Origin of the sequence: Chondromyces crocatus (genome assembly GCF_001189295.1) — a bacterium.
Lineage (GTDB): Bacteria > Myxococcota_A > Polyangia > Polyangiales > Polyangiaceae > Chondromyces > Chondromyces crocatus.
The window spans coordinates 10,304,359-10,328,545 of sequence record NZ_CP012159.1 but is presented as its reverse complement, the minus strand read 5'-3'; the positions used below and the strand labels follow the sequence as shown (position 1 = coordinate 10,328,545).

Here is a 24,187-nt window from a genome sequence, read left to right as displayed (position 1 = left end):
CCGCCGCCGTTTCCTCCAGCTGCGTCGTCTCCGCCACCCGCGCCACCATCCCCATCACCATCGCACGCTGTCAGCATGGCGACCGACACAACGAGCACTGCAAGTATGCAAGGCTTCATGCGCAATACCTCCACCATCCTGCAAGTGACCATTGCCTCGGTTCGTCGCCGCCAACGAGCCAGAGGACTCCAGGCGAGCGAGTCGCCCGATGGCGGCGTGAATTGCCAGCAGGCTTTGACACCCCTGCGATGGTTTGACACCCCTGCGGATGGTTTGAAGTGCTGACAGAAACGAAAAGCTCGCTGAAAACGACTTCGGTTTCTCGTAAGGCTCTACACGCTTGCCTTCTCCATTGCAATGGAGTGCACCCTGCCCGGTGCGGCGAATCGCCGCAGTGTTCGGCACGACGTCAGGGATGGAGAAGGAGGGAAGCAGCAAGTCTTCGGCGTATCGCTCGACTCGCCGACCACCAAGCGGTGGTGCAAATAAACGAAAGGGTGCCCTGAGGCACCCTTTCATCAATCACACGCTGTCGAGGGGCTCAGGTGCCCGAGCACTCGTCGCGGTTTTCGGCGTCGCAGGTCGTCGGACATGCATCGCAGACCACGCAGTCCTGGATGGCGTAGTAGTCGTCCACGCCGTCAGGGTTGTTCGTGAAGCAGTCCTCGTAGCACTGATCGTCGTCATCCGGGCAGGCGTTGGCGCAGGTGTTGATCGCCAGGCAGGCCGCGTTGCCGGAGCAGACGACCACGAGCGGGGCGCACGTCTGCTGGATGGCGCACGAGCCACACTCAGAGTCAACCGCGCAGGCCCCACCGGCCGCGTCTGCGTCCGCGCAGGCGTTCTCGGTCTCCGTGTCGGTGCCGGTGGTGGTGGTCGTCGTCGTGGTGGTCGTCGTGGTGTCGCCACCGCCCTCGCCGCCCGAGCCGCCCACGCCGTCGCTCCCGTCACCGCTGTCACACGCCGCCAGAGCACCCGCAGACACCAGAATTGCAGCAAGAACCCAAGACTTCATAACTCTATACCTCCGCAAACGTGACCCGAACGTTAGTTACCAGCCGCGACCACCGAAACCAGGCGCCATCACCGTGAGCCCTGAAGGCTGATCCCGTAGCGGGGCCTTCACTTCAACCAGAGGTTGTCAGACCCTTGGTTCGACAGCTGTACCTCTCGTTGAGAGGCCGACAACGAAGCATCGCGTCCACGCCCCAGGCAGAGCCGGTGCGTTAAGAACCACGTTTACACGCACACGCATCGAGGTGCAACCGGACAGCACGCTGCCCACGGGGTACGCGTGCTGTCGTTCGGGAAATGGGCGTGTGTCCTCCGGCGAGGGCACCCCGTCGTCCAGGCGACCTGCGGAACCGTGCTTTTCGCGTGCTGATCGAAAATGAGAGGCGCGCGACGGCATGGAAGCGCCGCCTGGCCTCGAGGCGCGCGTTCCCCCAGTCGAGGCTGCTTTGCTCAGAGAGGAATGTTGCCGTGTTTCCGCGGGGGGTTCTTCTGGCGCTTGTCCCGGAGCATCTCCAGGGCGCGAGCGAGCCGAATGCGGAGCGTGCGGGGGTAAATCACCTCGTCGATGAACCCGAGCTCGGCGGCTTTGTAAGGGTTTGCGAACTTGGCCTTGTACTCCGCAACGAACTGCGCTCGCGCGGCCGCCGGGTCCGACGCCTGCTGAATCTCTTTGCGGTAGACGATGTTCACCGCGCCTTCAGGACCCATCACCGCGATCTCGGCCGTCGGAAACGCGAGATTGTAATCGGCGCGGATGTGCTTGGAGGCCATGACGTCATAGGCACCTCCGTACGCTTTGCGGGTGATGACCGTCACCTTGGGGACCGTGGCCTCGGCGAACGCATAGAGCAGTTTCGCACCGTGGGTGATGATGCCACCGTACTCCTGGTCGGTCCCCGGCAAGAACCCGGGAACGTCGACGAAGGTCACGAGCGGAATATTGAAACAATCGCAGAAGCGAACGAAGCGGGCTGCCTTGATGCTGGCCTTGATGTCCAGGCAGCCCGCGAGAACGCTGGGCTGGTTGGCGACGATTCCGATGGGGGCGCCGCCGATGCGCGCGAACCCGACGACGATGTTCTGCGCGTGCCGGCCTTGCACTTCGAACAGGTGGCCGTCGTCGACCACGGTACGGATGACCTGCTTCATGTCGTAAGGCTTCGACGAGTCGGCAGGGATCATCGCGTCGAGGTTCGTCACCTCGCGGTCGACGGGGTCGGATACGGGTCGCCGGGGGGGATCCTCGGTGTTGTTCGACGGCAGGAAAGAGAGGAGCTCCCGCACGGTCGCGAGGGCCGCGCGGTCATCCGGTGCGGTGAGATGACACACGCCGCTCTTCGTGGCATGCGTCGAGGCCCCGCCGAGGGCCTCCTTCGTGACGTCCTCGTTGGTGACGGTCTTGATCACCTCCGGGCCGGTGATGAACATGTAGCTGCTCTCCTCGACCATGAGGATGAAGTCGGTGATCGCAGGGGAGTAGACCGCACCGCCGGCGCAGGGGCCCATGATGGCGCTCAGCTGCGGGACGACGCCGCTCGCGAGCGTGTTCCGCAGGAAGATGTCGGCGTAGCCCGCGAGAGACTCCACGCCCTCCTGGATCCTGGCGCCTCCGGAGTCGTTGAGCCCGATGATGGGGGCTCCGATCTTCATCGCCAGCTCCATGACCTTGCAGATCTTCTGGGCATAGGCGTTCGAGAGCGAGCCGCCGATCACGGTGAAATCCTGGGCGAACACCATGACCTTGCGGCCATCGATCAGGCCCCAGCCCGTGACGACACCGTCGCCGGGGATCTTGTTCTGGGCCATGTCGAAGTCGGTGCACCGATGGACGACGAAGCGGTCGAGTTCGACGAAGGAGCCTGGATCGAGGAGCAGCTCGATGCGCTCACGTGCGGACAGCTTGCCAGCCTCGTGCTGCTTCGCGATGCGCGTTGCCCCACCACCCTCCATGGCGCGGCGGTTCATCTCATCCAGGCGAGAGAGCAAGTCGGCGGTCGTGGTGGTGTCGGCCATGAGAAACGACCCCCTACCATGGCGGACGTCTGGATGCGAAAAGTCCGCCGCGGTGCGGGGGTTACGATGTGTAGACCGTCAGTGACGCGACGCCCCGTCCTGCTTCGAACCACCAGCGGTACGACAATCGGTGCCAGGGGAAAGAAAGGTCCTACGAAAATCAGTCGCCGCGTCAGTTGTGGCGATGGGCTCTCTTGCACCGAGATGCAAGGAACTCGTAACTTCGCTTCGCTGGGCGTTGCGCGGAGAATGACTCTGTGCCGCAGCGTGCATGGAGGTTGCCATGAAGCAGAGTGCTATGGCCGCGTTGGTCACCGTCGCCTTGACCCTGTCGTCGTCCGCTGTTCTCGCTGGAGCCATATCGGCGACCGGGCAGGTCGTGAACTACACGAAGGGCTCGAGTGTCATCACCGTGGTGGCGGCCGACAAGTCGGCCGAGCAGCTGCAGATCCTCGCTGGAACGGCTTTCCGCCTTGTGGATTGCCCGGATCTGATTCCCGACAGCACTTGCAAAAATATTGCAATCCGTTGGAATCTCGGGCGTTTGCAAAACCAAGGCGTGCCCTTTTTCCAGGGCTTGATCACTGAAATGGGCACCTCCGGGTGCGGTATCGAATACGTCCGCGTGGACACGCAGGCACGCGATGGCGCATTCGGTCTGGCGAGTGTTCGCCCTGCCCAGTAGTTCGCGCGTGAAGGTGGAGCGGCGCAGGGTCAGCCCATGCCCGCCGCTACCTCTCTCGTGTGACAGAGGAACGCATGCGTGGCGTCTGGCCTGGTCTCCAGGTTAGACTGACTTTCGTCGCTCAGGACGAGAGGTCGCTCGCGTGAAGCTCGGTCAGACCCGTGAGGCTCGCGCCCTGGCACTCGCCGCGGTGAGGCGAGGGTTCATCGCCCCAGAGGCACTCTGGGACACCGCCTGCAGGGTGGCGCTCGGCAGCGGAACGTCTGCGAGCGAGCTGGTCGAGCAGCTGCTCACGCAGGAGCAGCTCGACCAGCTCATGGACGAGCTTTCGAGTGAAGGTGTCCAACCTGCCATCCAGGCCACCCCTGAGGCGGGGACCGCTTCGATGACCACCTCGGCGGCGGCGGCGACGTCACAAAGTGCATCGCTCTCGGCGCGCCCTGCGGAGACCAGGCTCTCGGAGGAGATCTCTCGGACGGCCCGCTACCAGCTCGGCAACTCGCTCGGCACGGGCGGTGCTGGCAATGTCGTCAAGGCGCGCGACCAGGAGATCGGCCGTGTCGTCGCACTGAAGATGCTGCTGCCTGGCGTGACGGACGAGCCTGGCGTGGTGGAGCGCTTCATGGCGGAGGCACGCATCACCGCTCAGCTCGAGCACCCCAACATCATCCCGGTCTACGATCTCGGTCGGCTGGCCGAAGGGTTGCCGTTCTACACGATGCGCGTCGTCAAGCAGCAGAGCTTGCAAGACGTGCTTGCCAGTCACGAGCTACGGCGACAGTGGTCCCTGGTCCGGCTCATGGGCGCCTTCGTCCAGGTCTCGCGTGCGCTCGCCTATGCCCATCGGCGGGGCGTCATCCATCGCGACATCAAGCCTGAGAACGTGCTCCTGGGCGATTACGGCGAGATTTATCTCGCGGACTGGGGGAACGCGAAGCCCCTGTCCTGTCGGGTCGACAGTGCGCCCGACTCACGATCGATGAGCAGCGAACCGCTGCGCCTGGACGGCTTCGGCCGTGCGTTCGATCGGAAGGGGGGAGGGACCTTGCCCAGCGGACTCTCCGGGACACCTGGCTACATCGCGCCCGAGCAGATCCGCGGAGATCACGACCGCATCGACCACCGGGTCGACATCTTCGCGCTGGGGGTCGTGCTGTACGAGATCCTGACCGGCGAACATCCCTTCGACGCTCCGACGGTCCTTGCGGTCATTCTGGCCACGCAGACGCGAGAGCCCAGGCCACCTCGTACGATCGTTCCCAGCTGCCCGCTCATCCTCGAGGACCTGTGCATGGCGATGCTGGCCAAGGATCCTTCGAAGCGACCTGCGTCCGCCGACGTGGTCGCCGCCGAAGTCGATGCCTTCCTCGAGGGCGCCAAGGAACGCTCTCGGCGTCGCGAGGAGGCAGGGAAACTCTGCGCCCTGGCGAAGACGCCCTTGCAGCGGGACCACGACCTCACCGCGGAGCGTCAGTGGCTTCAGGAGGAAGCCCGTCGGCTGCTCCAGGACGTCAAAGGCCACGAGCCCATCGAGCGAAAACGCGCCGGCTGGGAGCTGGAAGACCGGGCAGCAGAGGTGGAGCGAGAGCAGGCGCGCGCGAACGCGGAGGCCATCGACCTCTACACCAAGGCCCTGGCCTACGATCCCGACTCGTCCGAGGCCCGAGCGGGTCTGGCAGACCTGTACTGGAAGAGGGCTCAGCGCGCCGATGAAGAGCGGCGGCAGGCCGAGCGCATTTACTACGAAGCTCTCGTCTCCGAGTTCGATGTGGGCACCTACGCTGCCCTGCTCAAAGCGGATGCGGCGATCTCGATTGACACCTGGCCCAGCGGCGCGGCCGTGCTCGCTTACCGGTACGTGGAGAAAGATCGCGTCCTCGTGGCGAGCGACGAGCGCTATCTGGGCCGCACGCCCCTCCGCGACGCCCGCCTCAGCCCTGGGAGCTACCTGTTCGTGCTCAAGCGCGCGGGATACCGTGATGTGCGGTACCCCGTCCTGCTGAAGCGGGGCGACCACCACCACGCCGAGGTGAATCTGTTCACCGACGCCGAGATTGGCGACGGGTTCATCTATGTACCCGGAGGCACCTTCATCGCCGGAGGCGATCCCGACGCGATCGAGTCACTGCGGCGCACCGATCTCGTGGTCCCGGACTTTGCCATTGCAAAATTTCCCGTCACGTTCCGCGAATACTGTGACTTCCTCAATGACCTCGAGACGAGGGACCTCGGTTTTGCCCTGAAGCGAGCGCCTCACGACACGCGCGGCTCGGAGGGCTATGTCGTCCAGCCAGCGAATGGTGGGGGGTGGGAGCCGATCCCGACGGTTCTCGAAGGCGAGACGCGCAAGCTCTACCCTGCGGAGAAGGGGCACCTGTGGAACCTGCCGGTGTTCCTCATCGACTGGTTCGACGCGGTCGCCTACTGCCGGTACCGCTCCGAGAAGGAAGGAGCCGAGATCCGCCTCCCCAGCGAGATGGAATGGGAGAAGGCCGCCCGCGGAGCGGACGGGAGATTCTATCCCTGGGGGGACCACTTCGACTCGACCTTCTGCCTGATGAGGACGTCGAGACCCTTCATCCCGCAACCCGAGCCGGTGGGGACGTTCGTTGCGGATGTCTCGCCCTACGGCGTCCGCGACATGGCTGGCGGCATGCGGGAGTGGGTGGGCGACATTTACGGAGAGAAGACCTGGGCCGATGCGCTCGGCGAGCCCGAGCCGAGTGTCGATGTCGAGCGGGATGCGTCGACCTGGCGCGTCTTTCGCTCGGGAAATTGGGCCAGCGACGATCAGCGCTGCAGGAGCGCGTCGCGCGCTCGCTTCTTTGCGCTGACCCGCAACACCAACCTCTCGTTCCGGGTGGTGAAGGTGCTGTCGCGAAAGCCTCTAGATTGACGTGCTGGCTGGGACCGACGCCGATGCGTCCGGTGGATCGACGTAGTCGACCTCGACGCCTCGGTGGGTGCGAACTCGTGTCACCCCTGGCCTGTGCGAGACGACATAGCTCGGCCCCATCGGGATCTTTCCCATGCCTCCCGGCGTATCGACGATGAACTTCGGCAACGCGATGCCGGTCAGGTGCCCCTGGAGCCGCTCCATGATCTGGATGCCCCGAGCGAGCGCAGTTCGAAGGTGCGAAGTCCCCCGCACCGGATCCATCTGGAGCAGGTAATAGGGCCGAACCCGCCAGCGCACCAGCCCTCGGAAGAGGGTTTCCAACGTCGCTGCGTCGTCGTTGATGCCGCGCAGCAGCACCGTCTGGTTCATCACCGGGAACCCGTGATCCACGAGCCGTCGGCACGCTCTCTCGGCCTCCGGTGTCAGCTCCTTGGGGTGGTTGAAGTGCGTCATCACCCAGAGCGGATGGTGGGGTTTCAACGCCCGCACCAGCTCTCCCGTGATGCGCTGCGGGAGCGTCACGGGAGTCCGTGTTGCCAGGCGGATCGTCTCGATGGACTCGATCTCACGGAGGCGGGCGATGACCCGCACTAGCCGGTCCGTGGACATGGAGAGCGGATCTCCTCCGCTCAGGATGACGTCACGCACCTCCGGATGGGCGGCGAGGTAGGTGAACGCCGGGTCCAGCTTGTCGAGGGAGACGCTCCCACCGCCATCGCCCACCATCCGTGAGCGGGTGCAGAAGCGGCAGTAAACGGCGCACCGATCGGTGGCCAGCAGCAGTGCCCGGTCCGGATAACGCTGCACGAGATGCGGAGCGACCTCGTGGGCCTCCTCTCCCAGCGGGTCTGCGAGATCTCCCTCGACGACCGCGCTCTCGTCGAGACGAGGAACACACTGGAGGCGGATCGGACAGGTCGGATCGTCACGATCGCAGAGCTGCAGATAGTAGGGAGTCACCCGGATCGGCAGACCTGCTTCCTCGGCGCGTCGAGCTCCGGCGAGCTCGTCGGGCGTCAGAGAAAGCGTCTTCGCGAGCCCCTCTGCGGTCGTGACGGCATGTCGAAGCTGCCAGGTCCAGTCCCGGGGCCCCGCCGGCCGCTTCGAGCGACGAGGGCTGCCATTCGGCGCAATGCCAGGTACATCGGGTGCTGTGTCCGCGGCTCGAACGAGCTTGCTGGCGGCCAGCAGACCTTCAGTTTCCGCCGTTTCCATGCTTGGTGCCCCCTTCGGAGGGCAGGGAGGTAGGCGCCGAGGGCGGCTGATAGCCTGGATAGGGGCCCGCCGTCGCAGGATCTGGCAGCTTCACCGAGGCGAGCGCCGCCTCGTCCACTTCGACGCGGATCTTCTGCTTCAGCGACTCCCTCAAGGAAGCCTCCTGCTCCTGGGTCTTTCGCTGCAGGAGAGCGACCCGGATCGATCGGTCTGCCTCGGCCAGCGTCCTCCGGTGCCCTGCGGTGATCCCCGTCATCCGGATGACGTAGTACTTCCCTTGGGCCTCGAGGACCTCTGGCGCCACCTCACCCACATTCCCGATCTGGAACGCCGCCACGCGCAAGGGCTCCGGGATCTGTGGATTGCCCCCGCGCGCGTCTCCGGGTGGTCCGACGATTCCGAGGTCGCCTGCCAGATCGACGGGCGCATTCGCGTCTCGGACCTTCGGTGCCGAAATGGACTGCTTGAAAAACAGCTCGCCCCAGGCGATGGCGGTGTTCGCCTTCTGGGCCTCTTTCAGGACCTTCTCGGCATCGGCACGGCTCTTGAGAACGATCGCCGCCAGCCGTCGCCGCTCTGGTTCCACGAACTTGTCGCTGTTTGCGTCGAAATAGGCGCGAACCTCCTCGGCCGAGATCTCCGCAGGAGCGGGCAATGACCGTCGCTCCTGGGCGAGGATGGCATCGCGCATCGTCTGTCGGAGCGCGTCCTGCACGTCCGGCTCCTTGTCGAGGCCGCGCCGTTGCGCCTCCATCGCCAGCAGCTCGACGTCGACCAGTTCACTGAGAAGCTCGCGCCGTCGCTCTTTCGACTGGTATCGAAGGCGGTCGAACTGGTCCATCTGATCCAGCGCCGCCGCGAAGTCGCCCAGGGTGATGACCCGATCACCCACCTTGGCCAGCACCCGCGACGACTGCTCCGCCGACAAACCGAAGGCCGACGCGCCAGCGTCCGGGAGCTGCTCGACCGCCTTCTCGTTGCAGCCCAGAAGCCCTAGCGACACCGCGGCGGCGAGGAGCGTCGGCAGGTAGCGTGAGCCGGACATGGACCTAGGCTTCCTCCTCCACGACGGTGCCGATGTCCTCGCCGCGGCATACCCGCAGGATATTGCCTCGCGTGGTCAGCTTGAAAACACGAATGGGAAGTCGGTTTTCGCGACACAAGGTCACTGCCGTGGAGTCCATCACCCCGATCTTGTCGACCAGGAAGCGGTCGTAGGTCAGCCGGGTGAACATCTGAGCGTCCTCGTGGCGGCGGGGATCACGGTCGTAGATGCCCTCGACCTTGGTCGCCTTGAACAAGGCCTGCGCCTGGACCTCCATTGCTCGCAGCGCCGCAGCCGTGTCCGTCGAGAAATAAGGATTCCCGGTGCCAGCGGCGAAGATCACGACCGATCCCTTCTCCAGGTGACGCATCGCGCGCCGTCGGATGTAGGGCTCGGCAATCTGTCGGATCTCCAGGGCCGTCATCACGCGCGTGGACACCGACGCTTTTTCGAGGGAATCCTGCAAGGCCAGCGAATTGATGACGGTGGCGAGCATCCCCATGTAGTCGCTCTGGGAGCGATCCATCCCGGCGCTCGCGCCCTTCAGCCCGCGGAAAATGTTTCCGCCTCCCACGACGATGCCTATCTGGACACCCAATCGCTGAAGCTCGGCGATCTCTGCGGCCACACGATGCAGGGTCTCGGGTCGGATCCCGAATCCTCCCTCTTCGCCGCAGAGGGCTTCGCCACTGATCTTCAGAACGATTCGTCGGTACTTGAGTCCGGCGGCCAGACTGGGAGACGGCGGGAGAATGGAGTCCTTCTCTTCAGTCACGCACGCTCTCGTAGTCGGATGATGTCCCGAGGGCAACCCGCACAGGTCCTTCGTGGCATCGTCACCCTGGAACTGCGCGCCACGGCGCCCATTTCGTGAGGAGTCGAGCGACCCGAGCGGCCCGAGCATGCCGACGACTGAACACTTGGCGGCCTGCGCGCAGGGACGAAGACCCGGAATGACTGTTGCCCCCCACGGAGGAGGGCGCTAGCCTCCGCGCATCTATGGCTCGTGTGACCGTCGAAGACTGCCTGGAGCGTGAAGAGAACCGGTTCGCCCTGGTGATCCTGGCTGCGCAGCGAACGCGCCAGCTGATGAAGGGCGCGGACGCCGAGGTTCGAACGAAGAACAAGCCGGCTGTGACGGCTCTTCGTGAAATCGCTGCCGGCAAAGTCCACTTCAACCGCAGCTCGCACGAAGTGGTGAACGAGTGGCTCAAGCAAGTCGGGGTCGCGAATCGGTAGCTGTCACCTGAAGGGTGACCCGGGTCGTTTCCCACCCCTGATCGACATCCTTGCAAACATGCCCATGTTGCACCCGTGGGTGCTGGCGTGACGCGTCATCCTGAGGACGCCGAGCTAGAGGCTGGCACCTCGGCTCATTACGAAGATCCTGCCTACTACCAGCAGACCTACGCCCGTCGCACGGAAGACGTCGCGTACTATGTCGACCTGGCCAGCAAGCACGGTGGACCGATCCTGGAGGTTGGTTGCGGAAACGGCCGCATCACCTTGCCCATTGCCCGCCTCGGCCTCGATATCGTCGGCGTCGACCGCTCAGCGCCCATGCTGGACGACCTTCGACGTCGGATGCAGCAAGAGCCGACCCACACCGTCGATCGAATCGACGTGCGGCGTGGTGACATGCGCCGACTGCGCCTGGGCCGCCGCTTTCCCCTGGTGATCTGTCCCTTCAATGCGTTCCTGCATCTCTATGAGAGGAAGGATGTCGAGGCATTCCTCGCCCGCACGAGGGAGCACCTCACTCCGAACGGGAGCCTGGTCTTCGACGTCTCCATGCCGCAGCCTTCAGAGCTCGCACGCGATCCTGCCCGCGCTTACTCGACGCCGCGGTTCCGCTATCCCGACGCCTCCAGCAGCTCGATGCTGGTTCGGTATTCGGAGCGCTTCGATTACGACAAACTCCGCCAGGTTCTGTTCGTCGCGATGGAGTTCTCCCCTGTGAACGGTGGCGACTCCTGGATGACCCCGCTGGCGCACCGTCAGTTCCATCCCCAGGAGCTGGAGGCGCTCCTCCATTACAATGGCTTTCGCATCACCTCCCTCGAAGGCGATTTCGAAGGCTCGGCAGCGACGAGCGACTCGGAGTCGCTCGTGTTCCATTGCAAGCTCCGGCGAGGCTGGCGTCCAGCGTGACGCCTCGCGTCTGCGCTCTCTTGGTGCGGATGGATTGACGACTCGGCTCCCACCTTCCCGGGGGGCACGCGTCGGTCCGGACTTTGTGCAGCGTTCGCCGTCCGGATTCGTTCGACGCGCTCGAGCGTCGAACCGGCACCCGAGAGTGCCGACTCGATGCCCTCAGACGCCGATGTAGAGTCGGTGCGCGAAGTTGCGTTCGAGCTTGGCGCGGAGGACCTTCTCCGCAGCGCTCTCGATGTCGTACTCGACGCGACGGAACTCGAACCGTTTGGCGTCGCTGTCGTAGATCGTGTAGCTCGCGCGATTGTCGTAATCGCGAGGCTGACCCACAGAGCCGACACTGACGATGTATTTGCGGTTCGAATCGAGCGTGAAATCGACTGCCGGCAGCTCTTCCACCGTCGTGGGTGTCAGCGCGAAAACCTTGCAGAGATGAGAGTGCCCGATGAGGGTGATGTGACCGAGTTCACCGTACATCGGCAAACACTCACGTGCTTGCTCGGGAGCGAAGATGTACTCGAACTCTTCGAGGCGTACTGGGGAGCCGTGACAGAGATCGACGCCGATGTCCGGCAGCTTCTCCATGTACGTGAGACTTTTCAGCCAGGCCGTGTTCTCTGGCGACAGCATTGACGCGTGGGCGTCGAGCGCATGGCGGGCTGCCTCATAATAATATGAGTAGTCCATGCGACCAGCGACCGCTGCGTCATGGTTGCCAAGGATGGTCTTGCGTGAAATTTTCCGAACGAGGTCGGCGCACTCGTTGGGCGAGCCGCCGTAGCCGACGGTATCCCCGAGGCAATAGTAAACGTCGATACGTTCTTTCCTATACGCCTCGAGAACAGCGCTGAGCGCCTCGTAGTTGGCGTGCGTGTCGCTGAAGATCCCGAGTCTCATTTCGACGTGAGGGCGGAGTCTAGCACGAGCACGCCGAAATCACGGTAGCAATTCCAGACGAGTCCCTGACGATCTCGTCGAAGCCCGCAGCAACCCGGAGATATTCGAGCTCGAAGGGGGCAGGGAGGCGGGGGCCTGGTCGGATGTCCCTGTCGAGTTACGCTAGTGTAGATCGACGAGGTTCGACGAAGGGTAGGGCAGGCGACGAACTGACGAGTTCAGCCAGAGTGCTGGAGCTCGAGGGGGTGTCCCCGGGCCCACCGTGTGACGAGGAACGAGCCGATGGATACAAAAGACAAAAATGGCGTGAGCCCTCACCCTACTGACGCCGTGGGAGCCGACGTGCCTCCCCTTGTTGCGGACCTTGCGCGCAGCTGCGTCAAGTTTGTGGAGAAGGCCCTGGGCGTGCCGCTGGATTATACGCCCGAGACGCTGCCTCTTCTGGATCACTACCTGAACCAGGCGCGGAACGGCGTGGAGTCCAAGGAAGAGGTGAAGCTCCTCCTCGTGAACGCGGCGGGCGCCTACTTCGGAGAGGTCGTCCGCCGAAAACACGCGTCGTGGTGGCGCGCTGACGCCGACGATCCTTCCGAATGGCGCCTGGAGTTCGAGAGTGCGTATCTCGCCTTCAGCCCGATGGTCCTCGTGCGTGAGCTTCTGCACCACCCGGCCAGCGCGGAAGCGGCGAACCATGACGGCGTTGTGAGAGAGGACGAAGAAGTCGAGGACGACGACGACGATGCCGATGACGCAGCGCTTCTGGTCGAATCAGGCGCTCGCAAAGAGGGCGACGGCACCTCGTCCTCGAGCGAAGGCGAGCCCAGTGGGGACTACATGACGCCCTTCTTGATGAACGACGAGGACCGCTTCGTCCTCTCCGCTCGGCTCGCGAAGCTGCCCCCTGTATCCGAGGAAGAGTATTACGCCACGGCGACATGGGAAGAGGTGATCGATATCGCCGTGGACTGCATCCGCGCCCGGGCGATGCAGGATGGGGATGACGAGTACGTTCCTCTGGAGCCAGAGGACTACGTAATGCTCAACTAGCCCTGCATACCCCGGGGAACGCAGGTAGTGGATGCTACGGCTCTCCACCTCGCGCTCCGGGGCCCAGGACGCTCGCCACGGTGCCCCCTCGTGGAGGAGCGCGGCTGTGGATCACGTCGCCGACGCATGCTGTTCCCCGCCAGCGGTGATGGTATCGTTGCGCTGTGTGGTGGATCCTCCTAGCGCTCCTCATTCTCATCGCGTGGGCACTCTGGTTCACACTGGAGCTGCACCTCGCAATTCCCATTGCGCTCACGGTCGTCGTCGCACTCGCGGCGGTCGCGCTCATCGTCTACAGGCGCTTCCGTGCAAGCCGTGCGGCGTCTGCGATGGAGCGCGCCATCGTGCAGCAAGGGGCGCAGCAGGCGCTGAACGCGCGCCCTGAACGACGCGCAGAGATTCAAGAGCTGCAGCGCCAGGTGCAGAGCGGCATCGCCGCGCTGAAGAACTCCAAGCTCGGCAAGGGAAAGAAGAGCGGAACCGCCGCGCTCTACTCGCTCCCCTGGTACGCCATCATCGGCCCGCCGGGGGCTGGCAAGACCACCGCGCTCAAGCACTCCGGCCTCGTCTTCCCCTATGCGGATCCGCGCAATGGCGGTGGCGTCCGTGGCGTCGGCGGTACCCGAAACTGCGACTGGTGGTTCACGAACGAGGGGATCCTCCTCGACACCGCAGGCCGTTACACCACGGAGGCCGACGACCATGACGAGTGGATCGCCTTCCTCCAGATGCTGAAGAAGTTCCGCGGAAGACGCCCGCTGAACGGCATCCTGATCGCCATCAGCATCACCGACGTCATCGACGCGAACGAGCAGCAGATCGAGTCGATGGGCAAGAAGCTGCGCGCCCGCATCGACGAGGTCATGACGCAGCTGCACATGATCCTCCCGGTCTACGTGCTCTTCACGAAGTGCGACCTCATCGCCGGGTTCACCGAGTTTTTCGGCGATCTACGCAAGAGCGATCGCGCACAGGCCTGGGGATCCACGGTGAAGATGGGCGCCGACAAGACCGATCCGGGGCGCATCTTCGAAGAAGAGTTCGACGTGCTCACGCGGCACCTGCACGGCCGCGCGGTGAAGCGCCTCGTCATGGAACGCAGCCGCGATGCTCGTGAGAAGATCTTCCAGTTCCCTCTGGAGTTCTCTGGCGTCCGTCGCAATCTGTCCGAGTTGATCTCGACCATGTTCATGGTCAACGCATTCCAGGGGACCCCGCTCTTCCGCGGCTTCTACTTCACGAGCGGGACCCAGGAGGGTCGGCCTCTCGACCGTGTCCTCCAGCGCATGGGTCACGCCATGGGCATCCGCACGCAGGAGACGGCCACGCAGCAGGCCATCGAAGCGAAGAGCTACTTCCTTCACGACATGTTCATGAACGTGGTCTTCCCCGACGCCGACATCGCGGCCCGCAGCGCCAGCGAGCTCCGGCGGCAGAAGATCATGCGCTTTGCGGTGAGCGGTGCGGCCGCGGCGCTCGGCGTGATCCTCGCTGTCCCCGGCATCACCTCGTTCATCCGCAACCGCGAATTCCTCAGGGACTCCGAAGTTCGGGCGCGCGCCGTGTCCGAGATCCAGTGGGGCGAGCCTCGCCAGCTCTCGGAGAAGCTCACCACGCTCCGACCACTCCTCGACCGCCTCCTCGAGGTGGACACGTACCGACAAGACGGCCCGCCCATCGGCATGGGCTGGACGATGTACGAAGGCGACACGATCTACCGGCCGACCGTCGCGGTCTACGTGAAGAGCCTCCAGGAAGGCTTCGTCATCCCCTGCAAGCAGCTCCTCGAAGCGCGGCTGCAGCTGACCAAGGGGGACCATTACCTGCGAGAGCGGACGGACCTGAAGACGTACCTGATGCTCGGTGACATCGAGAACCTCGACGTCGACTACGCCTCTGGGAAGTACGCCGCGCTCTGGGCGGAGGTCTTGCGCCCCATCTCCAATCTCCCGGAGGCCGACCTCCGGAAGCAGCTCGGTCCCCACGTCAAATACTACTTCGAGCTGCTCAAAGAGAAGAAGGTCACCCCCATCCCTGGTGACGCAAAGCTCATCGAGAAGACGCGCGCCACGCTCCAGGCCGTACCCGTGCGCAAGCGCTACTACGACCTGTTCGTGAACTCGCTGATCGACGAGAAGTACGACGAGACCGGCGACAACAGCCGCTCGAACCGGAAGTTCCCCCCGCACACCCTCGGCGACATGTTCGCCGACCGCCCCGACGTCCTGAAGTACGTGAGCAGCCAGCTCTATACGAAGGAGAAGCGCTGGAAGGAGGTCGACGGGCCGTACACGGAGAAGGGACACTTCGCCGTCCTCGAGAACATCGCCGAGGGCGCAGGTTTGCTCGAGCGTGAGCAGTGGGTGGTGCCGCTCGGTCGAGAGGAGCAGCCCGACAGCATCCCGAAGCACCTGGACGCCCTCGCGAGCGATTACGACCAGCTCTACATCCAGCAGTGGAACGAGTGGATGACCGATCTCACGGTCCGCTCTCCAGCGAACTTGAAAGAGGCCAAGGCGCTGTTCACCGAGCTGGCGAAGCCGGACTACCCCTACCTCCGTATCCTTCGACAGCTCGAAGACCACACCCAGTGGAAGCGAGATCAGGGAGCGCTCGCCAACAAGGCCGTCACGGACCGCATGAACCAGGGCATCAACCAGGCGCTGGCCTCGAAGACGCGCGGACTCCGGTTCAACATCGACGTGAAGAAGATTCGCGGGCGATTGAGTGGCGTGCCGGGTGAATTCAAGCGGACGGTCGAATTCGGTGTTCCCAATTCGAGCAGTGGGGCAACCCCGATTACCGATACAGCCCTGGCGAAGTACGTTCGTATCCTCGAATCCGTCAGAGATGACATTCAGAAGCTGGAAGACCAGAATCCGAATGCCGACGCTCGGTTCATCGCCGAGAAGCTCGTCGACGCGATCCGTCAGGCCGAGGCGCTGCTGCAGCCGTTCGACGAAAAAGCGAGGACGATGCTCCGGCCGCTGCTCATCAATCCCCTCCTCATTGCAGCGGCCCGACTGCCGCCGCTCAATGCCATCTCTCGCGTTCAGATGAAGTAGACACGCGCTTCGGCTGGCGGACTGGTCTCCTGTCCGCCACCGAGCGCAATGCAGGGCGGTGCCACGCGGAGGATCCGGCGTGCCGATCCGCCTCCGCCCCTCCCTCGCATCACACGCTCACGCCACCCCGGTCGCCGCCGTTCGGAGCCGCGAGAAGCTCACCCTGGACCACGAGGGTTCCTCCTCGGGTCCCGTGCGCGGGCTCGCTCGTGAGCGCCACGGCACAGGCATCAGCGCCCGAAGCGTGGGGCTCCGGAGCGCTGGATGCGTTGCCGTTGATTGGAAGGTGTCAGAGAAGGAATGGACATCCAGCTGGAGGGCAGATGTCCCTGGCGTTGCGGAAGTCGGCTCAGGGGCCGCCCTTCTTCAGCTCGGTCAGGACCAGCTTCGCTACCGCCTTGAGGGTGTCGAAGACGCCCACGCCGGTGCGTGCGACTCCCTCGAAGTCAGGGACGCCCAGAGGATTGAGCAGCTGGCGCAGCTCCGGAACCGTCCCGATCTCCGGCAGATCGCGTTTGTTGTACTGGATGACGTAGGGAATCTTGTCCAGCGAGTATCCCTGCTCCGCCAGATTGGTCCGCAGGTTCTCCACCGACTCCTGGTTCGCTTCGACGCGTGCAACCTGAGAATCGGCCACGAACACGACCCCATCGACTCCCTTGAGGATCAGCTTCCGGCTCGCGTCGTAGAACACCTGTCCGGGAACGGTGTACAGGTGAAACCGCGTCTTGAAGCCGCGAATCTCACCGAGGGCGAGCGGCAAGAAATCGAAGAACAGAGTCCGGTCGGTCTCCGTCGCGAGGGAGATCATCTTGCCCTTCGCTTCCGGATTGGTGCGCTCGTAGATGTACTGCAGGTTCGTCGTCTTCCCGCACAGGCCAGGGCCGTAGTAGACGATCTTGCAGTTGATCTCGCGCGCCATGTAGTTGATGAAGCTCATCGAGCGCGCTCCTAGTCGTTGAACAGGTTGTCGATGTCCTCGTCGGTGATCTCGGCGAACGGTGAGTCCGCGCCGGGCTCCTGAACCTTTTTGAGCAGTGCCTCAAAAATGTGGTTGAGTTCTTCGCTTGCCTTTCGCACGCGGAGCCGGACGAGACCGAGACTCGACTTGGAGTCGAAGATCACCACGAGGATGACGCGGTTACCAACCAGCTGAATGTGGATGTTGGCCTTCTCACCTTCGTGGAACTGGGTGGCGAACTCGTTCTCCTTGAGGAGCTTCGCCATGCCGCCGGTCGCCGCGATGTTGCCCGCTGTCAGCGACGCAAGGGACGTTGTGTCAAGGTTGTCGACATCGCCGCTCGCGGCAATCAATTGCCCGTTTTTGTCGACGATGAACACGACCTTTGCGTTGGCGTCCTTGACGAGGCGATCCACCACGCTCTGGATCTGATTGAACTCCTCCTCGTACATCACCATCTGAGGGTTGACCATCGTTCCTCCGCCAGCGCTCTCGCGATGGGACCTGGAGCATCTTGGATGCTACCCCAGCGGCCCCAGATGGGAGGGCACCCCTGTGGGCCCTCCTCATCACATCAGACTGGTCTCGCGATCGCGGGACCGTGTACGCCGTTCAGCCTAGACTTCTTTACGCAGTGGCGCGCGGTGCGAAGGGACTCGACCGAGCACCGAGTGCATCTCGGGACCGTTCTATCCGAAGGGGGCACGAGGGAGCAAGGTGGCCCTTCCCAGAACCGCGCGTAACCGCTCCGGGCCCGGGAGACCGTCCCTGTCTGTCTGGTGTAGCATGAGTCACCACCAGAGCCTGGCTGGATCGTCTCCGTGGCAGCCGGTTCACCCGTACCGCCCGTAGTTCTTGACCGACGTCGTCCCAGGCAGGCTAGCGTGCGCCCCATGCGAGCCGCCTTGTCGGGGAAACCCACGCGTGCCTACATCTCCTCGCGCCGACGGACGCCACTCGTGCTCGGGTCCGTGCTCGGTCCGAGGGGGCTCGCAGCCGCCATCTCTGCGCTCATCGGTGGCGGCGTGGCGCTCTCCCCTTCCATTGCGGTCGCCCAGCCGGGAGCGCCCTCCGCCGAGCTCCACGACCTCGCCCAGCAGGCGCGCCAGGCGAAAGGCCCCGAGATTTACGTGCTCCTCCGCGAGATCTGGCGCACCTGGGATCGCGCCGATCCCGATCAGGTGGAGGAGACGCTGCACGTCCTCGCGGAAGCGAAAGGCCTTTCGCCCTCGGCCCGCGTCTACGCCGGCCTGCTCTCGTCCTATGCGCGGCGACGACGAGGTGATCTCGAGGGCTCGGCGGCTCAGATCCGGCGCCTCGGGTTCATCCGTGATTGGGCCACCGTGGGGCCCTTCGATAACGAGAACAAGGTCGGCTTCGAGCGAGAATTCGGCCCCGAGGCGGACATCGGAAAAGCGATTCTGGCGGGGCAGACCTACGATGGCCGGGAGCGCAGCACGCGGTGGCGCCTCCCGCCCGCCTTTCCATTCTATGGCTGGCTCGATTTCGGCAATCTCATCCGTCCTGCCGAATCGAGCTGCGCGTACGCGACGACATTCCTGAAGGCCCGCAAGGGCAGCCCGTCCCCGCGGCCCATGTCGCTATGGGTCGGGTCGGAGGGCGCATTCAAGCTCTTCTGGAACGGCGAAAACGTCCTCTCGGACAGCGGCTATCGCAAGCTCGACGTCGACCGCCACGCGACCGTCGCCTCGCTCGGGTCGGGCTACGGGCGTCTCACCATCAAGGTGTGCGGATCGGCGTCCGCTCCCAAGTTCGCCCTCCGCGTCGCGGACGACAAGGGCGCCCCGGATCCGAACGTCGAGGTCTCTGCGGAGCTGGAGACGCAACCGGCGACGGCTCCGCAAGCTCCTGCTCCTCGCGCTGCGCAGAAGCCCAGGTCGAGCCTCCTGGGAGCGCAGCAGGCGTTCGAGAGCGCCTCCGAGGGGCGACCTTCGCCCCGGATCACCGAGGCCTTCGCGCGTTACCTGATGCTCACCGGTGGTGACGCCGAGGGGACGCACCAGGCGCGCGATCTCGCTCGCCGTGCGGCCGAGGCGGAGCCCACCGTCCGGCGCTACCTCCTCGCGGGGCAGCTCGCCGAGGATCGAAATCAGCAAAGCATGTGGGTGCAGCGGGCGGCTGCGCTCACGACGACCGACGACATCGAGATCTTGCTCGCGGAGGCGCGTCTGGCGCAGACGGGGCCCAACTGGCGTGATGCCGTCCCGATCTACGAGCGCATCCTCGCCCTGCAACCGGACCACGCCATCGGCCTCCTCGGCTTCGCCGATCTCTACACACAAGCGGGTCTGCAGCGGACGGCGCTCTCCATCCTGGAGGATGCGGTCAACCGCCAGCCCCAGAGCGTCTCTCTGCTGCGTGCCTACACCTCTCAGCTCCGCTCCCTGGGGCGCGATCGGGAGGCCTCCGAAGTCGAGGCGCGCCACGCGGCGCTCCGCTTCGACGACTCGCCCTTGCTCATCGACCTCGTCGACCTGGCCGTGGCGCGTCACGACGACGGTGGAGCGAAACGCTGGCTCGATCGCTTCCTCGCCGTGGAGCACGACGCGGTCTGGTCTCAGACCGTGGCGGCCCGGGCCTATGGCGCGCTCGGCCAGCGGGATCGCGCCCTCGCCTCGCTCGAAGCGGCCCGCGCTCTCGCCCCGGAAGACCTCGCGACGCTGCGCCTCTTGTCGGACCACTTCGGCGACCGAGGAGATCGCGCGAAGCAGCTCGAGACCCTGCGGCTGATCACCTCGATCAGCCCCCAGGCGAAGGACGTGCGGGAGTACATCGAGAACCTCGCTCCCGCCAAGCCGCGCGCCGACGAGGCGTACGCGTGGACGCCCGAGCAGTTTCTCCGCCTCCGCGAGGCCGCCGGGAAGTCGTACCCGCGCCGGACCCTCCGGAACCTCACCGTCACCACCGTGTTTCCCAACGGTCTGGCGAGCCGCTTCAAGCAGGTCGTCTTCCAGCCCCTCACCGACGAAGCCGCCGCGCGTGCCCGCCAGTACACCTTCGACTACCAGGGGGATCGACAGGTGGTGACGGTGCGTGCGGCGCGGGTGTTCCGCCGCGATGGCAAGGTCGACGAGGCCATCGAGAACGGCGAGGGCGCCGTGAACAACCCCGACATCTCGATGTACACGTCGGCGCGCACCTTCTACGTCAGCTTCCCTCGCCTCAACGCCGGGGACGTCGTCGAGCTGCGCTACCGCATCGAGGACGTCAGCCCGCGCAACGAGATGGCCGATCACTTCGGCGAGATCGAGTACCTCCAGAGCGACGAGCCGGTGGGGAGCAGCGAGTACGTGCTGATCACGCCGAAAGCGAAGTGGTTCGACGTCCGGGCCACGGGCCTTCCCGGCCTCACCCGCGATGTGAAGGAGACCTCCGACCAGCGCATCTACCGCATGGTCGCGAACCAGCTCCCGCCGCTCGCGCCCGAGCCTGGCATGCCTGCCTGGGCGGAGGTGCTCGGGCACATCCACGTCTCCACGTTCAAATCATGGGACGACGTGGGCACCTGGTACTGGGGCCTGGTCCGGCATCAGTTCGACGTCGACGACGAGGTGCGCAAGAAGACCCGCGAGATCACGGCGGGCCTCACCGACGATCGGAGCAAGGTCCGCGCGGTCTACAAGTACGCGACCGAGGCGCGCTACGTCGCGCTGGAGTTCGGCCTCGAAGGGATCCGACCTCGTCGAGCGGCCCAGACGCTCGCCCGCGGGTGGGGTGACTGCAAGGACAAGGCGACCCTCATCGTCACCATGCTCAGAGAGCTGGGCATCCCCTCCACCATCGTCCTCGTGCGCACCGGCCTCCGCGGCCTCATCCCGTCCGAGCCGGCAGGGCTCTCGCCCTTCGATCACGCCATCGCGTATGTCCCCTCCCTCGACCTCTACCTCGACGGCACCGCCGAGCACACGGGCTCGATGGAGCTGCCCGCGATGGATCGAGGCGCCATCGCTCTCCAGATCAACGAAGGAAAACCGAAGCTCGTTCGTCTGCCGCAGCCCCCACCTTCCGCATCGGTGCTGCGACGGCACGTCGAGCTGGTTCTCTCCACCGACACGTCTGCGCGCCTGAAGGTCGAGACCGAGGTCACCGGCGTCTTCGCTCCCCAGTGGCGAACCCGGTTCATGGCCGAAGGGACGCGGCGCGCTCGGGTGGCGCAGGACATCGCATCCGACTTCGGGACGGTCGACCTGCTCGCGGGAAAGAACGGACTCGACGTGAGCGACTTGGAGGACATCGAGAAGCCCGTCCAGTTGCGCGCACGCGGGCAGATCGCCTCGCTGGGAAGGCGTGAGGGCGACAAACTCTCGGTCCCCGCCGTCCCGCAGCAAAACATGGCCGCGGACTATGGCTCGCTGTCGACCCGCAAGCTCGACCTCGTCCTGTCCTCCCTCACGTCGCGAGAGGAAGAGTGGACGTTCATTTTGCCTGCGAACATGCGCGTGCTCCGCATGCCGCTCGTGCAGAACGTGGACTCGCCGTTCGGCAGCTTCGCCATCACGGTCGAGGAGACGCCGAGCAAGGTGGTGGTGAAGAGTCGGCTCAACCTCTCGAAGGCGCGCATCACACCGGCCGAGTACAAGGAATTTCTTGCGTTCTGCGAGACGGTCGACCGCGCATTTGGTCAGCGGTTGGTCGTCGGCCTGTGAACGCGCCCGCCCGTCGCCGCCCGACTCCCTCGGCGACACCCTGAAATTCCGTCAAAACTCACGGTGTTGGCTGCGTCACGGCGCCGCTGCTCATCCGGTCGAGGTTGCCCCTTCGACGCCACCGCAGCCGTGCGTGCTGCGTCGTCCTTGGAGGGAGCACGCCGACGCGCTCGACGCGACCCATCGGTAGCCCGCGCGGGGTCGAGTCTGGTACAGACAGCCCTGCTTCCCCTACTGACGGAACAGGAGGTTCGTTGACGTGTTCCCACGACAGCCTAGAATGCCCGCGGTCTTCGCCTCTGGGAGTCCACCTGGCAGGCGTGCCTCGGACTCGCACGATCTGCGCGGGGGCACCCAGGTGAAGAAGGTACACAGGCCGGCTGGCGGAAACGCCGCGCCGCGGAGCCAAGAGTCATGAGCAAGCGGACCAAGTTCGTCTTCGTCACAGGCGGGGTTGTTTCCTCCATCGGAAAGGGGCTTGCTGCGGCTTCGATCGGCGCGCTCATGGAGACCCGCGGGCTCCGCGTCACGCACATCAAGCTCGATCCCTACATCAACGTCGATCCCGGCACGATGTCGCCCTACCAGCACGGCGAGGTCTTCGTGACGGACGACGGCGCCGAGACCGATCTCGATTTGGGTCATTACGAGCGGTTCACGCTCGCGCGAATGACACGCCAGAACAACTTCACCACCGGCCGCATTTACGAGGCGGTGATTTCCAAAGAGCGCCGCGGCGAATACCTCGGTGCGACCGTGCAGGTCATTCCGCACGTGACCGACGAGATCAAGCTTCGCATTCGTGCCGCCGCCGACGGCGCCGACGTGGCCATCGTCGAGATCGGTGGCACCGTGGGCGACATCGAGTCCCTGCCGTTCATCGAGGCGATTCGACAGCTCAAGGTGGAATCGGGCTCCCAGAACGCGCTCTCCGTGCACGTCACGCTCGTCCCCTTCATCTCCACCTCCGGCGAGATCAAGACGAAGCCGACCCAGCACGCCGTGAAGGAGATGCGGGCCATCGGCATCCAGCCGGACATCCTCCTGTGCCGCTGTGATCGCCCTCTTCCCCGCGACATCAAGGACAAGATCGCGCTCTTCTCGAATGTGCCGGTCGACTGCGTCATCGCCGCGATCGACGTCGGCTGCATCTACGAGCTTCCCTTGGCGCTCCACGCCGAGGGCCTCGACGAGAAGCTTGCCGAGCTGCTCAACATCTGGGCACGGCAGCCCGATCTCTCCGCCTGGCAGCGGATCGTCGAGCGCTTCAAGAAGCCGTCCCGCGGCTCCGTGCGCGTCGGCGTCGTCGGGAAGTACGTACACCTCCGCGACTCGTACAAGTCGCTGCACGAGGCCCTGGTGCACGGCGGTCTCTACAACGACGTCGGCCTCGAACTCGAATACATCGACTCGGAGCAGATCCAGCAGCTCGACAGTGCAGCGGTCGCCGAGCGCCTCGGTCGCCTCGACGCCATCCTCGTCCCCGGTGGCTTCGGCGATCGCGGAACCGAGGGGAAGATCCAGGCGATCCGCTATGCTCGCGAGCAGAAGATCCCCTTCTTCGGCATCTGCCTGGGCATGCAGCTCGCCGTCGTCGAGTTCGCGCGTCACATCTGCGGCCTGACCGGCGCGAACTCGAGCGAGTTCGACAGCGCCACCCCGCACGCCGTCATCGATCTCATGCCCGATCAGCGCGGTGTGATCGAGAAGGGCGGGACGATGCGTCTCGGCGCCTACCCGTGCGTGCTCGAAAAGGGGACCATCGCCGCAGACGTGTACGGCGTGACGAGCATCAGCGAGCGGCACCGCCATCGCTACGAGTTCTCGAACAAGTACCGCGACCCGCTGACGCAGAAGGGCCTGATTTTCTCGGGGACTTCTCCCGATCAGCGCCTCGTGGAGATGATCGAGCTGCGTGACCATCCTTATTTCGTGGGCTGCCAGTTCCACCCGGAGTTCAAGAGCCGCCCGCACAACGCGCACCCGCTCTTCGCCCGCTTCGTCCGTGCAGCGCTGGAGCGTCAGCGCAGCCGCGTCGTCGAGCGCGCCAAGTCCGGAGAGCTGTCGCAAGGACAGCAGCCCAGCTCCACCATCAACTGATCCAGCAGACTCGTCGAACGACGGGACCCTCGAAGGGACCCGACGCCGTAGAGGCGGTCGTGGACCCAAGGGTCTCGGCCCTCCAACCCAGAGGTCTCGGTCCTCGACCCCAGAGCTCTCGGTCATCGGACGCCATGCAGGCGGTGGGTGACCTGGACGTCCAGGTCCTCCGACCCAGCGCTCTCGGTCATCCAAGGCCGTGAAGGCGGTGGCGGATCGCGTGGTCTCGATCCTCGGCCGCCGTGAAGGCGGTGAGGGACCTGGAGACCTGGGTCCTCCGACTCCGTGGTCTAGGTCCTCCGACCCAGTGGTCTAGGTCCTCCGACCCAGTGGTCTGGGTCTTCCGATGCCTTGGACGTGATGGCGGATCGAGATGTCTCAATCTCCAGTCGCCGTGAAGGCGGTGAGGGACCTGGAGGCGTGGG

Annotated in this window: 16 protein-coding genes; 8 read left to right on the top strand and 8 right to left on the bottom strand. The window is 64.8% G+C overall.

The genetic code is table 11. From position 1 onward, the window contains the following. Positions 1-541: 541 nt before the first annotated feature. Entirely contained in the window at positions 542-1,015 is a 474-nt protein-coding gene (locus tag CMC5_RS46730) for a hypothetical protein (protein WP_218920158.1), read from the bottom strand. 449 nt (positions 1,016-1,464) lie between these two features. Next, positions 1,465-3,027 carry an acyl-CoA carboxylase subunit beta gene (locus CMC5_RS37365; RefSeq protein ID WP_050434867.1) on the bottom strand — a complete coding sequence of 521 codons (1,563 nt, stop codon included), beginning with the start codon at positions 3,025-3,027 and terminating at the stop codon, positions 1,465-1,467. Positions 3,028-3,310: 283 nt separating this feature from the next. On the opposite strand from CMC5_RS37365, the gene CMC5_RS37360 reads away from it, so the two are divergent. Both CMC5_RS37360 and CMC5_RS37355 read left to right on the top strand, forming a co-directional pair. Beyond that, complete coding sequence (locus tag CMC5_RS37360) at positions 3,311-3,712, top strand: hypothetical protein (RefSeq protein WP_156339145.1); 402 nt, start codon at positions 3,311-3,313, stop codon at positions 3,710-3,712. A 142-nt stretch (positions 3,713-3,854) separates the two neighbouring features. Next, entirely contained in the window at positions 3,855-6,608 is a 2,754-nt protein-coding gene (locus tag CMC5_RS37355) for a protein kinase domain-containing protein (protein ID WP_050434865.1), read from the top strand. Here CMC5_RS37355 and CMC5_RS37350 read toward each other — a convergent pair. From CMC5_RS37350 to pyrH, 3 genes are read right to left on the bottom strand one after another with little or no spacing between them, the layout of a single operon-like run. Continuing rightward, positions 6,600-7,826, bottom strand: a complete 1,227-nt coding sequence (locus tag CMC5_RS37350) for a KamA family radical SAM protein (RefSeq protein WP_082363148.1) — start codon at positions 7,824-7,826, stop codon at positions 6,600-6,602. The genes CMC5_RS37355 and CMC5_RS37350 overlap by 9 nt on opposite strands. Then, the gene (locus CMC5_RS37345; RefSeq protein WP_050434864.1) at positions 7,807-8,871 is read right to left on the bottom strand and encodes a peptidyl-prolyl cis-trans isomerase; all 1,065 of its coding nucleotides are present in this window, start codon (positions 8,869-8,871) and stop codon (positions 7,807-7,809) included. The genes CMC5_RS37350 and CMC5_RS37345 overlap by 20 nt, the downstream gene beginning before the upstream one ends. A gap of 4 nt (positions 8,872-8,875) precedes the next feature. Then, positions 8,876-9,646: a UMP kinase gene (pyrH, locus tag CMC5_RS37340; RefSeq protein WP_156339376.1), complete on the bottom strand. Its 771-nt coding sequence runs from the start codon at positions 9,644-9,646 to the stop codon at positions 8,876-8,878. Between the two features lie 224 nt (positions 9,647-9,870). On the opposite strand from pyrH, the gene rpoZ reads away from it, so the two are divergent. Then, positions 9,871-10,110, top strand: a complete 240-nt coding sequence (rpoZ, locus tag CMC5_RS37335; protein WP_050434863.1) for a DNA-directed RNA polymerase subunit omega — start codon at positions 9,871-9,873, stop codon at positions 10,108-10,110. 87 nt (positions 10,111-10,197) lie between these two features. Then, positions 10,198-11,022 (top strand): class I SAM-dependent methyltransferase, encoded by an 825-nt coding sequence (locus CMC5_RS37330; protein ID WP_050436364.1) that lies wholly within the window; start codon positions 10,198-10,200, stop codon positions 11,020-11,022. A 162-nt stretch (positions 11,023-11,184) separates the two neighbouring features. Here CMC5_RS37330 and CMC5_RS37325 read toward each other — a convergent pair whose 3' ends face one another. Beyond that, on the bottom strand, positions 11,185-11,922 hold the full coding sequence (locus CMC5_RS37325; RefSeq protein WP_050434862.1) for a metallophosphoesterase family protein: 738 nt from the start codon (positions 11,920-11,922) through the stop codon (positions 11,185-11,187). A gap of 405 nt (positions 11,923-12,327) precedes the next feature. Between CMC5_RS37325 and CMC5_RS37320 the strand changes: the two genes are divergently transcribed. Together CMC5_RS37320 and tssM are read left to right on the top strand one after the other, a co-directional pair. Then, a complete protein-coding gene (locus CMC5_RS37320) occupies positions 12,328-12,969 on the top strand; it encodes a hypothetical protein (RefSeq protein WP_156339144.1) in 642 nt (213 codons plus the stop codon). A gap of 164 nt (positions 12,970-13,133) precedes the next feature. Continuing rightward, complete coding sequence (tssM, locus tag CMC5_RS37315; protein WP_050434860.1) at positions 13,134-16,034, top strand: type VI secretion system membrane subunit TssM; 2,901 nt, start codon at positions 13,134-13,136, stop codon at positions 16,032-16,034. 349 nt (positions 16,035-16,383) lie between these two features. Here the strand turns inward: tssM and CMC5_RS37310 are convergent, their stop codons facing one another. Continuing rightward, the gene (locus CMC5_RS37310; RefSeq protein ID WP_050434859.1) at positions 16,384-16,974 is read right to left on the bottom strand and encodes a GTP-binding protein; all 591 of its coding nucleotides are present in this window, start codon (positions 16,972-16,974) and stop codon (positions 16,384-16,386) included. Positions 16,975-16,985: 11 nt separating this feature from the next. Next, complete coding sequence (locus CMC5_RS37305; RefSeq protein WP_012239856.1) at positions 16,986-17,468, bottom strand: roadblock/LC7 domain-containing protein; 483 nt, start codon at positions 17,466-17,468, stop codon at positions 16,986-16,988. A 420-nt stretch (positions 17,469-17,888) separates the two neighbouring features. Here CMC5_RS37305 and CMC5_RS37300 point away from each other — a divergent pair, with 420 nt between their 5' ends. Together CMC5_RS37300 and CMC5_RS37295 are read left to right on the top strand one after the other, a co-directional pair. Beyond that, positions 17,889-21,662 carry a DUF3857 domain-containing protein gene (locus tag CMC5_RS37300; protein ID WP_050434858.1) on the top strand — a complete coding sequence of 1,258 codons (3,774 nt, stop codon included), beginning with the start codon at positions 17,889-17,891 and terminating at the stop codon, positions 21,660-21,662. Positions 21,663-22,076: 414 nt separating this feature from the next. Then, a complete protein-coding gene (locus CMC5_RS37295) occupies positions 22,077-23,762 on the top strand; it encodes a CTP synthase (RefSeq protein ID WP_050434857.1) in 1,686 nt (561 codons plus the stop codon). Positions 23,763-24,187 lie beyond the last annotated feature (425 nt).

Bases quoted from the DNA above. Each gene is read 5' to 3' on its own strand.
- CMC5_RS37325 (WP_050434862.1), bottom strand. From the start codon at position 11,922: ATGAGACTCGGGATCTTCAGCGACACGCACGCCAACTACGAGGCGCTC.
- CMC5_RS37365 (WP_050434867.1), bottom strand. From the start codon at position 3,027: ATGGCCGACACCACCACGACCGCCGACTTGCTCTCTCGCCTGGATGAG.
- CMC5_RS37350 (WP_082363148.1), bottom strand. From the start codon at position 7,826: ATGGAAACGGCGGAAACTGAAGGTCTGCTGGCCGCCAGCAAGCTCGTT.
- CMC5_RS37345 (WP_050434864.1), bottom strand. From the start codon at position 8,871: ATGTCCGGCTCACGCTACCTGCCGACGCTCCTCGCCGCCGCGGTGTCG.
- CMC5_RS46730 (WP_218920158.1), bottom strand. From the start codon at position 1,015: ATGAAGTCTTGGGTTCTTGCTGCAATTCTGGTGTCTGCGGGTGCTCTG.
- CMC5_RS37295 (WP_050434857.1), top strand. From the start codon at position 22,077: ATGAGCAAGCGGACCAAGTTCGTCTTCGTCACAGGCGGGGTTGTTTCC.
- CMC5_RS37360 (WP_156339145.1), top strand. From the start codon at position 3,311: ATGAAGCAGAGTGCTATGGCCGCGTTGGTCACCGTCGCCTTGACCCTG.
- CMC5_RS37305 (WP_012239856.1), bottom strand. From the start codon at position 17,468: ATGGTCAACCCTCAGATGGTGATGTACGAGGAGGAGTTCAATCAGATC.
- rpoZ (WP_050434863.1), top strand. From the start codon at position 9,871: ATGGCTCGTGTGACCGTCGAAGACTGCCTGGAGCGTGAAGAGAACCGG.
- CMC5_RS37300 (WP_050434858.1), top strand. From the start codon at position 17,889: ATGCGAGCCGCCTTGTCGGGGAAACCCACGCGTGCCTACATCTCCTCG.
- CMC5_RS37310 (WP_050434859.1), bottom strand. From the start codon at position 16,974: ATGAGCTTCATCAACTACATGGCGCGCGAGATCAACTGCAAGATCGTC.